This is a genomic window from Streptomyces sp. NPDC056883, assembly GCF_042788835.1.
Taxonomy (GTDB): Bacteria; Actinomycetota; Actinomycetes; order Streptomycetales; family Streptomycetaceae; genus Streptomyces; species Streptomyces stoeckheimensis.
Genome location: NZ_JBHUBS010000004.1, coordinates 258,619 through 270,453 on the forward strand (window position 1 = coordinate 258,619; position 11,835 = coordinate 270,453).

11 protein-coding genes are annotated in these 11,835 nt (G+C 73.4%); 5 read left to right on the forward strand and 6 right to left on the reverse strand.

Features of this window, described 5'->3' with window-relative positions; translation table 11 throughout:
- The first annotated feature begins 66 nt into the window (after positions 1–66).
- On the forward strand, positions 67–642 hold the full coding sequence (locus ACFRU2_RS13060; RefSeq protein WP_382971393.1) for a TetR/AcrR family transcriptional regulator: 576 nt from the start codon (positions 67–69) through the stop codon (positions 640–642).
- A gap of 94 nt (positions 643–736) precedes the next feature.
- Here the strand turns inward: ACFRU2_RS13060 and ACFRU2_RS13065 are convergent, their stop codons facing one another.
- Positions 737–1,948: a glutamate--cysteine ligase gene (locus tag ACFRU2_RS13065; RefSeq protein ID WP_382971396.1), complete on the reverse strand. Its 1,212-nt coding sequence runs from the start codon at positions 1,946–1,948 to the stop codon at positions 737–739.
- A gap of 257 nt (positions 1,949–2,205) precedes the next feature.
- Between ACFRU2_RS13065 and ACFRU2_RS13070 the strand changes: the two genes are divergently transcribed.
- Positions 2,206–3,477 carry an MFS transporter gene (locus ACFRU2_RS13070; protein ID WP_382971398.1) on the forward strand — a complete coding sequence of 424 codons (1,272 nt, stop codon included), beginning with the start codon at positions 2,206–2,208 and terminating at the stop codon, positions 3,475–3,477.
- A gap of 13 nt (positions 3,478–3,490) precedes the next feature.
- On the opposite strand, the gene ACFRU2_RS13075 is transcribed toward ACFRU2_RS13070, so the two are convergent.
- A complete protein-coding gene (locus ACFRU2_RS13075) occupies positions 3,491–3,856 on the reverse strand; it encodes a hypothetical protein (RefSeq protein WP_382971401.1) in 366 nt (121 codons plus the stop codon).
- Between the two features lie 71 nt (positions 3,857–3,927).
- Positions 3,928–4,347, reverse strand: a complete 420-nt coding sequence (locus tag ACFRU2_RS13080) for a cupin domain-containing protein (protein ID WP_382971404.1) — start codon at positions 4,345–4,347, stop codon at positions 3,928–3,930.
- Between the two features lie 48 nt (positions 4,348–4,395).
- On the opposite strand from ACFRU2_RS13080, the gene ACFRU2_RS13085 reads away from it, so the two are divergent.
- Both ACFRU2_RS13085 and ACFRU2_RS13090 read left to right on the forward strand, forming a co-directional pair.
- A complete protein-coding gene (locus ACFRU2_RS13085; RefSeq protein WP_382971406.1) occupies positions 4,396–5,232 on the forward strand; it encodes a helix-turn-helix domain-containing protein in 837 nt (278 codons plus the stop codon).
- A 138-nt stretch (positions 5,233–5,370) separates the two neighbouring features.
- Positions 5,371–6,474 (forward strand): esterase-like activity of phytase family protein, encoded by a 1,104-nt coding sequence (locus ACFRU2_RS13090; RefSeq protein ID WP_382971408.1) that lies wholly within the window; start codon positions 5,371–5,373, stop codon positions 6,472–6,474.
- A gap of 4 nt (positions 6,475–6,478) precedes the next feature.
- Here the strand turns inward: ACFRU2_RS13090 and ACFRU2_RS13095 are convergent, their stop codons facing one another.
- From ACFRU2_RS13095 to ACFRU2_RS13105, 3 genes are all read right to left on the reverse strand, one after another.
- Positions 6,479–7,834 carry a carboxyl transferase domain-containing protein gene (locus tag ACFRU2_RS13095; protein ID WP_382971410.1) on the reverse strand — a complete coding sequence of 452 codons (1,356 nt, stop codon included), beginning with the start codon at positions 7,832–7,834 and terminating at the stop codon, positions 6,479–6,481.
- 218 nt (positions 7,835–8,052) lie between these two features.
- Entirely contained in the window at positions 8,053–9,648 is a 1,596-nt protein-coding gene (locus tag ACFRU2_RS13100; RefSeq protein ID WP_382971413.1) for a GAF domain-containing protein, read from the reverse strand.
- Positions 9,645–10,682: a rod shape-determining protein gene (locus ACFRU2_RS13105; protein WP_250745591.1), complete on the reverse strand. Its 1,038-nt coding sequence runs from the start codon at positions 10,680–10,682 to the stop codon at positions 9,645–9,647. Before ACFRU2_RS13105 ends, ACFRU2_RS13100 begins: the two co-directional genes overlap by 4 nt.
- Before the next feature lie 242 nt (positions 10,683–10,924).
- On the opposite strand from ACFRU2_RS13105, the gene ACFRU2_RS13110 reads away from it, so the two are divergent.
- Positions 10,925–11,632 (forward strand): esterase/lipase family protein, encoded by a 708-nt coding sequence (locus ACFRU2_RS13110; protein WP_382971416.1) that lies wholly within the window; start codon positions 10,925–10,927, stop codon positions 11,630–11,632.
- Positions 11,633–11,835 lie beyond the last annotated feature (203 nt).

Below are 11,835 nucleotides of genomic sequence, written 5' to 3' on the forward strand. Positions count from 1 at the left end.
ATCCCGGCGCGACGCATCTCCCGGTCGCTCCGGGAGGACGACGTCGAGCGGGAACCGGAGGCATGCGTGCGGCTGAGTGCGGAGGACCGCCGGACGGCGGTGGTGCGTATCGCCCTGTCGGAGTTCGCCCGGTACGGGCTCCACGGCACATCCACCCAGGCCATCGCCCGGGGCGCGGGGGTCTCCCAGCCTTATCTGTTCCGGCTGTTCGCCAACAAGAAGGCGCTCTTCCGCGCGACCGCACGCCACTGCTTCGACCGGACCGTGGAGACCTTCGAAACCGCGGCGGGCGACCTGACCGGTCCGGCGGCCGTGCGCGCGGTACAGCGGGCATGGGAGGTGCAGAGGGCAAGCGGAGAACTGCCGATGATGCAGATGCAGCTGTACGCGGCCGCGTATTCCGATCCCGAGATCCGGGACGAGGTGGTGTCCGGCTGGGAGCGGTTGTGGGCGACGGCGATCCGCGTGACGGGTATGTCCACCCCCGAGGTCGCCCGGCTGTTCTCACGCATGATGCTGATCAACTCGATGGTCTCCCTGGCCATCCCCCCGGAGCACCGTGGCTGGAGCGCGCTCGCCGGCCCGGCCGACGATGAGGCGCCGGGCGCATGCTCGCGCAGCCCGAAGGCGGCGGTGCGGTGATCGCTGCACCGCCGCCGGTTGAGGAGCGCCGAGCAGTGTCCGGCCGGATCGGATCAGGGGCGGTCCGTGGGACTTCCGCGGGCTTCCGCGGGGGTCAGGAGGCCTCCGTCTCGTCCACCAGGTGGCGCAGGACGTCCTTCAGGTCGCCGCGGCGGGCGAAGGCCGTGCGCTGGCGGTGGGCGCCCGAGCCGTCGCGCAGGAGGCCGGCCATGGTTCTCGACGCGTGGTCGAGGTCGCCGGACGCGGCCAGTTCGGGGGCCACCAGGTCGAGCAGGGCCTCCGCCAGGTCCGCCGCCGGGAGTTCCACGCCCGTGTAAGGGTCCAGCCCGAAGCCCTCCAGGCCGTCGTGGGCCGCCCGCCAGCGCGCGAGGCGCAGTACGTCTTCCCGTACGGGCGGATCCGGCCGCTGCTCGGCGATCTCGCGCAGGGCCGTCGCGACGAGGGCGCGGGCCAGTTCGGCCTGGAGGATGGCCGAGTCGATGTCCGGGGACATGTCCGGGGCCCGGAGTTCGAGCGTCGGCCAGTTCCCCGAGGGCCGGAGGTCCCAGTAGACCATCTTGGTGTCGAGGGCCGCCCCGGAGCCGAGCAGGGTCTGCACGGAGCGCCGGAAGTGGGCCGTCGAGGTGTGGTGCGGAGGCAGGCCCGCCGAGGGCCAGCCCGCCCAGGCCATCGCCCGCCAGCTGGCGTGGCCGGTGTCGCGGCCGCCCCAGAAGGGGGAATTGGCCGCCAGCGCGATCAGCGTGGGCAGCCAGGGCCGGATCCGGTTGGAGACGGCCACCGCCGTGTCCACGTCGAGGGTGCCGATGTGGACGTGCCGCCCGCAGCTGACGAGGGTGTCGGTGAGCGCGCCGAAGCGCCGGGCCTGCTCGCGCTGGCGCGGCTCGTCGTCGGTCAGGTGGAGGGGGCCCTCCAGGGCGACCACCGGCGAGGGCGCGGCCAGCAGCCGGCAGCCGTGGGCGCGGGCGGCCCGCGCGAGGGTGCGCCGCAAGCCGGCGAGCTCGCTGCGCAGGATCGCGGCCGAGTCGGCGACGGGGGTGGAGATCTCCACCTGGTAGCGGGTGCCCTCGGGGTGCAGTTCGTGGGGGAGCCCCGCGGCGGTGGACAGGACGAGCGGGGCGGCCGGGACCACCCGCAGGGTGCGGGCGTCGACGAGGAGGAATTCCTCCTCGACCCCCAGGGTGAGGGGGAAGACCGGACCGGTCGCGCGCGGTCCCTGCGTCTTCGGCCCCGTTCTCGTGGTGCCGGCTGCTGTGGTGCCCGTTGTCGTGGTGCCGGTGCTCGTGGTGCTGGTGCCAGGTTCGATCACTGCGCCTCCCTGGACATACGAGTCTTTTCATCATGAGCTGAACTTCAGGCGAGGAGCGCACGTCTATTCGGTCAAATGTCCGGTGATAGTGGCGAGTTACCGGCAAGAAATGCGCCGCGGCGGGGCTCGGGTTCCGGGTGGGGTGAGTGGTGCCCGTGCGGGAATTGCGGAGGCCGCTCGACCGGACTTCGGCCGGACTTCGGCCGGGGGCGGGTGGGGGCGGCCGGGGCCCGAGCGGGGGCGGCTTATCATCCGATGTGACTCGTACGACGGCTCCACCCCCGTCCACCCGCCCCCGGCGCCGCATATGGGCCGATCCCACCCCGCTGAAGACCTCTCCGGACTTCCGCCGGCTGTGGTTCGGCGGAACCGTGTCCTCGCTGGGCCAGGCGATGACCGCCCTGGCCATCTCGCTCCAGGTCTACGAGATCACCGGCTCCAGCTTCTCCGTCGGACTCGTCGGGCTCTGCTCGCTCGTCCCGCTGGTCACCTTCGGGCTCTACGGCGGGGCCATCGCCGACACCGTCGACCGGCGCAAGCTCGGCCTCGTCAGTGCGCTCGGTCTGGCCGTGCTCTCCTTCGCCCTGGCCGGCGCCGCGCTCCTGGACTACCACCGGGTCTGGCTGCTGTACTCCGTGGTCGCGCTCCAGTCCCTCTGCGGGGCCCTCAACGCGCCCGCCCGGTCCGCGATGATCCCGCGGCTGCTGCCCGTGGAGCAGCTGCCCGCCGCCAACGCGCTGAACTCCATGACGTGGACCTTCGGGATGACGGCCGGCCCGGCGCTGGGCGGGGTCGTCGTCGGCTGGTGGGGCTACCAGGCCGCCTACCTGGTCGACGCCCTCACCTTCGGCGCCGCCCTCTACACGATGTGGCGGCTGCCGCCGATGAAGCCCGAGGGGGCCGGTGACCGCAGGGGGCGGGCCTCCGTGCTCGACGGCCTGCGCTTCCTGGGGACACGGCCCAACATCCGGATGACCTTCTTCTCCGACATGGCCGCCATGGTCCTGGCCCAGCCGAAGGCGCTGTTCCCGGCCGTCGCCGTGCTCTGGTACGGCGGCGACGCCAAGACGGTCGGGCTGCTCGTGGCCGCACCGGCCGTCGGGGCGCTGCTCGGGGGGCTGCTCTCCGGCTGGCAGGGGCGGATCCGACGGCACGGGGTGGCGATCCTGCTCTCCGTCGCCGCCTGGGGGCTGGCCATCGCCGTCTTCGGGCTGACCCGGGACCTCTGGCTCGGGCTGGTCTTCCTGGCCCTGGCCGGATGCGCCGACAGCATCTCGATGGTGTTCCGCACCACGATGATGCAGGCCGCGACCCCGGACGACATGCGGGGCCGACTGCAGGGCGTCTTCGTCGTGGTCGTCGCCGGCGGGCCCCGGCTCGGGGACTTCCTCGCCGGGGCCACCGCCGAGCTCACCTCCCCGACCGTCGCGATCACGGGCGGCGGGCTCGGCTGCGTCCTCGTCCTGGCGCTGCTGGCCGCGCGGTGGCGGGGCTTCGCCCGGTACGACGCGCGAACGCCTCAGGCCTGAGGCGGAAGCGTCGCTACCACCAGCCCAGGGCCCGGCCGACGGCGAAGGGAACCGGGACCAGCGCGGCCATGCCGAGCCAATTGCGAAGTCGCCAGTCCTCTTGCCGCGGCATGAGGACGTCCACCACCAGTACCAGTCCCAGGACGACCGTGCCGCCGATCAGGGCGAAGCCCGTCATGGCGAACGCGGATTCGGACGCTTCCTCGTTGCAGGCCCAGTCACCGCCGCATCGCGCCGACGGGTACTCCGTCAGGAGCCACCAGACGCACCCGCACGGAATGACGGCGACCACCCCGATCAGGAGATTCGCCAGCGCCGGCGCCCATAAGCGACTGCCGTTCCACCACGTGCCGTTGGAGCCTTCCCCGGAACCACGCACGGCCCACCCCTCCCTCGTGTCCCCGTGCGTGGGACATCCCAGAGGGATCCTGTGGTTCCCTGCCCGAGTCGCTACGCGTCCACCGGCTCGCGCGTGCGGTCGCTGACCTCCCCGCCGGTGTTGGCGGTGCCGGCGGGCTCGAACAGCAGGATCGCCGTCTCCCCGTCGGCCTGCGGGCAGTGCTCCACCCCGCGGGGGACCACGTAGATCTCCCCGGGGTTCAGTACGACGTCCCCGGCGCGCAGCCGGAGCGTCAGGGTGCCGCTGACGACGAGGAAGAGCTCGTCGGTGTCCTCGTGGGTGTGCCAGATGAACTCGCCCTGGATCTTGGCGATCTTGACCTCGTAGTCGTTGATCCGGGCGATCCGGTGCGGGACCCACTGCTCGGTGAAACCGGCCAGCTTCTCCGCGATGTTCACCACGTGCCCCGTGCCTGCCGGGTTGCCGTGCTCGTGCGTGCTCTCGGCCGTCGTCTTCTCGGGTGTCGTCATGCGGACAGGCTGCCGGGGTGCGGGCCGAGGGTCTTGTACGTTCCTGACATGTCAGCTGCGATACGTCCGCACAGCACGGTCTCGGCCTGGCAGCCGCCGGTGCCGGGCATCGCCGAGGTGTTCCACGCCCGGTTCACCGATCACGCCTACCCCGCGCACGTCCACGACACGTGGACGCTGATGATCCTCGACGGCGGCCGCGTCGACTTCGGGCTCGACCGCGAACGGCACGGCGTGGGCGGCTCGGACACGGTGGCCCTGTTGCCGCCCGGGGTGGTGCACGACGGGCGGACCGTCACCGAGGCGGGCTTCCGCAAGCGGGTGCTGTACCTCGACGCGTCCGTGCTCCCGGAGTCGCTGACCGGGGCCGCCGTCGATGCGCCGCTGCTGCTCGACGCCGCCCTGCGGGACCGGGTGCACGGACTGCACCGCGCGCTGGGCTCCCGGGAGTTACCGGCCGGCGCGGTCGAGCGACTGGAGGCGCAGTCGCGGCTCGCCTTCGTCCAGGAGCGGCTGCGCACGTGGCTGGAGGGGCGCCCGGTGGTCCCGTACGGGGCTCCGGGCCGGGATACGGCCGTACGACTGCGCGAGCTCCTCGATGCGCGGGTCCTCGGCGGGATCACCTTGGAGGAGGCTTCCGCGCTTCTGGGACACGCCCATCCCACCCACCTGATCCGCAGCTTCCGGCAGGCGTTCGGGCTCCCTCCGCACGCCTACCTCACCGGGCTGAGGGTCGCGAAGGCGCGGCGGCTGCTGCTGGCGGGGATGCGGCCGGCCGAGGCCGCGGTGGCGGCGGGCTTCTATGACCAGGCGCACCTGACCCGGCACTTCGGGCGGCACGTGGGGATCAGCCCGGCGCGGTTCGCCCGATCCGGACGGATGTGAAGGGAAGTTGGCGGGTTCGTTGCCATCGCGTTGCCGGGGCTTCCGTTTTCTTTCGATTCGCCATATGACAGTTAGGAAGTAATCGCCGCCCCCCGCGCCACCTCGCAACTCCCCTTCTGATCCAGGAGGAAGGCCTTCATGCGCCTTCGTACGCTCGTCACCACCGCCGTGGCCACCGCCGCGCTCTCCGGAGCTCTCGTTCCGCAGGCCCTCGCCGCACCCACGGCCCCCGGGGCGCCGAAGGGGGACCGTTCCTGCTCGCCGTATCTCTCGGTCGCCGGCTACTCGGACTCCCTCGACAAGACCCTGATCGACGGGAAGCTGGTCGGCGGGCTCTCCGGACTCGCGGTGGACCGGGACGGCACGGTCGCCGCGATCTCCGACAAGTCGGCCCTGTACAAGCTGAACGTGGGCCGCGGCGACACCCCGACGGCGACGGCCGCCGCGCGGCTGCCGCTGACCGACGGCGCGGGCAAGGCCCTCGACTCCGAGGGGATCGTCGTCGACCGCGACGGCACCTACCTGGTGACGGACGAGAACGCTCCGGCGATCCGGCGGTACTCCCGCACCGGCGAGGTACTGGGCTCGCTGCCGATCCCCGGCGGCTTCAAGCTCGCGCCCGAGGGCCGGGCCACCGTGAACCAGACCTTCGAGTCCCTGACCCTGCTGCCCGGCGGGCACACCCTCGTCGCCGGCGTCGAGGGCGTGCTGGCCGGCGACGGCAAGGACGCGCAGGGGCGGACCCTCCAGCGGATCCAGACCTGGGAACGCCGGGGCCCAGGCGGCGAGTTCGTCCTCGGGCGGCAGTACGCGTACCCGGTGGACGCCGGGCACGGGCTGGTGGAGCTCGCGCCGACGCGCGACGGCCGGCTGATCGTGCTGGAGCGCGGCTTCACCCAGCAGTTCAAGATCACGGTGCGGCTGTACGTCGCCGACCCGCTGGGCGCCACCGACACCTCGACGGTGGCGGCGCTGGTGGAGGGTCCGGGACTGCGGACCGCGCGCAAGACGCCGATCGGCGACCTCGACGGCTGCCCGACGCTGGGCGCGCCGTCCAAGCTGCCGCAGAACCACCCGCTGGTCGACAACGTCGAGGGCATGGTGGTCACGGACGAAGACGGGCACGGCGGGTTCGGACGCGTACGGCTGCTGCTGACCAGCGACGACAACGAGTTCCAGCAGCAGATCACCCGGCTGTACCGGGTGGACGTGAGGCTCCCGGCGCGCAGCTGGGGGCACTAGGTCCTCAGAGGGACCCCTCCTTCGCGGGGGAGACGATGCCGCGGGCGACGCCCAGGGCGACCAGGTCCTGGGGGCGGACGCGCAGTTGGTCCGCCGTCGCCGGGGCCGATTCCGCGGGGCGCTTGAGGATGGCCGCCGCCAGTTCGGGGGCGATCACCGAGAAGTAGCTGTCCGGGGTGACCCAGGTGTTGCCGTGCGCCGCCAGGGCGAGGGCGCCGCCCGAGCCGCCCTCGCCGATGAGCAGCGTGGTGACGGGGACCGCGGCCGAGGCGAGCGCCGCGAAGGCGTCGGCGATGGCCGCGCCCGCGCCCGCGTGCTCGGCGGCGGCGTCGTTGGCCGCGCCGGGGGTGTCCACGAGGGTGAGCACCGGGATCCCGAGCCGGTCCGCGAGCCGGACGACGCGGGCCGCCGTACGGTACCCGGCCGGGCGGGTGGCGGTGCCGCACTGGGCGGCGTAGGCCACGGCCCGGCCCTCCCGGAGCCCGATCCCGCACAGCATCCCGGGGTCGGTGCCGCCCGCCCGGTCGCCGGAGAGGTGGAGGCGGAGCTCGAAGTAGGAGTCCAGGTACTGCTCCGCGCGCGGCCGTCCGGGGTGACGGGCCTGCCGGACGGCGTCCCATCCCGTGGCCGGCAGCTCTACGTCGGCCAGCGCGGCGGGGGGTTCCACGGGTTCGGCGGAGCGCGGCGCGGCCAGCACCCGGAGCCAGGCCGCCAGGGTCGCGGGGAGCTGCAGGGCGGGCACGAGGGCGTCCACGTGCCCGGCGGCGTACTGCCCCTCGGCGGTGTAGGCGCCCGGATCCGCGTCCGGCGGCCGCACCCGGGACCCGGCGAACCCGACCTGCGCCCCGGGCAGCGCGAGGATCACGTCGGCCCCCGCCCCGAGGGTGGCCCAGCCGCCGCCGGTCGTGGGGTCGCGCAGGACGGCGATCTGGGGGAGGCCCGCGGCGCGGGTGAGGGCGGACTGGCGGGCCACGCGCTGCAGCTGGGTCAGCGCGAGCATGCCCTCCTGCATGCGGGAGCCGCCGGTGGCGATGAGGGAGACCAGGGGGAGGCGGTGGGTGCGGGCGTGGGTGTAGGCCGCCTCCAGCCGGTCGCCGGTGCGCTGGCCGAGGGACCCGCCGAGGAAGCCGAACTCGAAGGCGATCACGGTGGCTTCGCGGCCGCCGATGCGGGCGGTGCCGGTGACGACGGACTCGTCCTCGCCGGTCCGCGCGGTGGCGCGGGCGCGGGAGTCGTCGTAGCCGGCCCAGCCGAGGGGGCCGTCGGGGGCGGAGTCCCCGGGCGGGGCGGGGAGTTCGCTGAAGCTGCCGGGGTCGGTGGCGGAGGCGATGGCGGCGCGGGCCGAGGGTCGGATCGTCACGCCGCCAGCGTACGGGCCGCGCCCCGGTACACCGCTAGCGTCCCGCCGGCCCAGACCCCGCGCCTCAAGCGCCGGCGAGGCTGAATTTTTCCGGCAGAGCCGGAAAATCCAGCCCGTCCGGCGTTTGAGGACCGGGTCCGGGCGGAGCCCGGGGAACGGTGGAAGGGTGGGTAGGGGACCCCGCCCCGCAGGGCCCGCCCACCCGCACCCCATCGGGGTCAGAGCGGGGCTTCCCAGGTCAGGGTGGTGCCTCGGGTGCCTGATTCCGTGCGGCCGTCGTCGGAGACGGTGAGGCGGACCCGGGCGGGGACCGCGTCGACCTCGACCTCGATGGAGGTGACCTCCGCACGCCGGTGCGCCGCGGCCAGCGCACCACGCAGGGCGGCGAGGAGATCGCCCGCGACCGGATCCGGGAGCAGCGCGTCCACCGTGCCCGCGAAGTGCACCGACGGCTGGAAGCCCAGCAGGACCGCCGCCCCGCCGGTCTCCCGCAGGACCCGGCCCCGGAAGGTGGTCGGGGCGTCCGTCGGCGGCTGCTGGAGGGCGAAGATGGCCGTGCGGACCTCCTGGATGGTGGAGTCGAGCTCGTCCACCGCGCGGCCCAGTTCCTCGCCGACCGTGTCCCCGGCGGGCGACTTGGCGGAGCGCCGCCGGGTGCTCTCCAGCATCATCTCGGTCGCGAACAGCCGCTGGACCACCAGGTCGTGGAGGTCGCGGGCGATGCGGTCCCGGTCCTCGTAGACGGCCAGCTGCTCACGGTCGTGCTGCGCGTCCGCCAGGACCAGGGCCAGCGCGGCCTGGGAGGCGAACTGCGAGGCCAGCAGCCGGTCGACCGCGTCGTAGGCGGGGCCGCCGCGGACCCGCGGCAGGGCGAGCGTGCCGATGAGCTGGCCGCCGCTCTGGAGGGGCAGCATCATGCTGGGGCCGAAGCGCTCCCGGACGTGCGTGGTCATCCGGGGGTCCGTCGCCGAGTCCTCTATGAACACCGGCTCCCCGCCCAGGAGCTGTTCCAGGACCGCCGAGCCCGGGGCGATGGCCGTGCCCACCAGGTCTCCGGGGTCCCCGTGCGTGGAGGCGGCCACGATCTCCATGCCGCCCTCGGGGGTCGGCTGGAGGACGACCCCGGCCGCGGCGTCGGCCAGCAGCCTGGCCCGTTCGGCCACGCACATCAGCGCGTCCGCGGCCGGCCGGCCCGCCAGCAGGGTGGTGGTCACGGCGGCGGCGCCCTCGATCCAGCGCTCCCGGCGGCGCGCGGTCTCGTACAGCCGGGCGTTGCCGATCGCTATCCCCGCCTGCGAGGCCAGGACGCGCACGAGCGCGAGGTCCTCGTCCGTGAACGGGCCGCCGCCCTGTTTGTCGGTGAGGTAGAGGTTGCCGAAGACCTCGGTGTGGACCCGGATGGGGACGCCGAGGAAGCCCTTCATCGGAGGGTGTCCCGGAGGGAATCCCGCCGCGCGGGGGTCCTGGTGGAGGTCCTCCAGCACGAGCGGGCGCGGATCGGTGATCAGGGCGCCGAGCAGGCCGGAACGGCCGTCCGGCAGGTGGGGGATCGCGGCCTTCTCGGCCTCGGTCATGCCGGAGGTGAACAGCTCGGTCAGCCGGGCGCGCTCGGGGTCGACGACCCCGAGCGCTCCGTAGCGTGCCGCGCACAGTTCGGTCGCCGAATCCACGATGTGCTGGAGGGTGGTCCGCAGTTCGAGTTCGGAACCGACGCTCAGGACCGCCTCCAGGAGGACGGGCAGGCTCGCGGCCTGGCGGGCGGCGACGCCCGTCCCGTCCCCGGGTGGCGGAGCGGAGGACTCGGCGCGCGTCATTCGGCCAGGGGGTTCAGAACCATGGGGGCGATCTTCCCTTCGAGCATCATGCCGAGGCCCAGTACCGCGCAGACGTCCGGACGTTCGGCGATGGCCACGGGCATCCCGGTGGCATCGCGGAGCATCTGGTCCAGGCCCGGCAACAGGGCGCTGCCACCCACCATCATGATCCCTCGGTCGGTCAGATCGGCCACCAGGTCCGGCGGGCAGTCGCGCAGCACCTTGCCGATGCCGTCGAGCACGGCGGTCAGCGGGGTGTGGATGGCGTCCCGGACGGCCGCGGTGTCCACGTGGACGGAGCGGGCGAGGCCGGTGGCCACGTCGCGGCCGTGGATGAGGGTGGAGGTCGGTCCGCCGGCGGTGATGCCGTTGCCGTGCAGGGCCAGTTGGAGCGGGCGGACGGCCTGGCTGGGCAGCATCAGCTCGTGCGCGTGGCGCAGGTGCTGCACGACGGCGTGGTCGATGGCCTCGCCGCCGACCGGGATCCGTACGGCGGTGACGATGGAGCCGAGGGAGAGGACGGCGACCTGGGTGGCGGCGGCCCCGCACACCATGATCATCGTCGCGGTCGGCTGCTCCACGGGCAGTCCGCAGCCGACGGCCGCCGCGATCAGGGTGTCGACGAGTTCGACGCGCCGGGCGCCGAGCCCGACCATCGTCTCCACCGCCGCGCGCTGGGCGAGCGGGTCGGCATCGTGCGGGGTGCAGGCGGCGGCCCGCAGCCGGGGCTTGCGGCGCAGGGCGCGCCGCAGCTTCTCGCCGAGGAGGTGGCGCAGCATGCGCTGGGCCATCTCGATGTCCACGACGGTGCCGCCGGAGACGGGGCGGACGACCCTGATGTAGTCGGGCGTGCGGCCGGTCATCCGCTCGGCGAAGGTGCCGACGGCGATGAGTGCACCGGTCCGCGTGTTGACGGCGGCGACACTGGGCTCGTCCACGACCAGGCCGAGGCCCTTGACGTAGACGCGGGTCCTGGCCGCTCCGAGGTCGACGGCCACGTGGCAGCGGCGCAACTGCTCAAGACTTACGGTCACGGCAGATCCTCCCGAGAGCGCTGACGCAAGAAGACCGGCGGGTGCCGGTCACACTTCGTATCTTCTCGGGTGAATTACCCGTATTGCCCGATTTGATGCTCCGGGTGGGGGGTGTCTTGAGATACGGAAGGGTCACGAGGGGTGCCGGTGGGTGCTGCACGGGGGTGGAATTCTGCGACGCCAGGCGCGACCATGCCCGCACCGATCGTGCTACTCGTGCGTAACAAGGTAAAGGGGACTCGATGCTGACGGTCCGCCAGCGACTGCTCGCGCTGCTGACGCTCTGCCTGGCGCTGCTCGCGGCGCCCGCGCTCCCGGCCCAGGCCTCCTCCGGCGCGGTTCCCGGGGCGGCCGGTGCGCGCAATCCGGTGGTCTTCGTGCACGGCTACAACGCCGACCCCGGCGTCTGGGGCTCCCTGCGCGAGGACCTGCGCGCCGACGGATACACCGACTCCGAGCTCTTCTCCTTCGGCTACGACACCCACCAGTCGGTCAACGAGGTCCTCTCCGGACGGCTCGCCGCCTACGTGGCCGAGGTGCGCCGGCAGACCGGCGCCGCCCGGGTGGACCTCGTCGCCCACTCCTTCGGCTCGCTGGTCACCCGCTGGTACGTGAAGTTCGGCGGCGGCGGCCCCTACGTCGACCGCTGGGTCTCCCTCGCCGGCCCCAACCGCGGCACCTCCACCGCCTGGGCCTGCGCCCTGTGGGACCAGGCCTGCCGGGACATGACCCCCGGCTCCTACGTGGTGAAGAACCTGAACTCCGGCGACGAGACCCCCGGCGCGGTGCGGTATGCCACCTTCTGGTCGAACTGCGACGAGGTCATCAACCCCGACGACAGCGTCCCGCTCACCGGGGCGGCCAACACTCCGGTCGGCTGCCTCAAGCACAACGACCTGCTCGGGGACGATCCCACCTCGGCGGGCGTACGGGCCTTCCTGCGCTCCTGACCCGTCAGGCCGGTCGGGGCGGCTCCGCCACCGAGACCTCCTGGAGCAGGCCGTACGTGAACTCCGCCACGCAGGCCCGGGGCGAAGGGGGGGGAGGCAGAAGACCACACCTTCGGGGGGTGGCCCCCCCGGGGGGGAGAGGGGAGGAGGAAAACGCCCCCCCCCCTACCACCCCCCCCCACAGGAACCAAGCCCCCCACCCC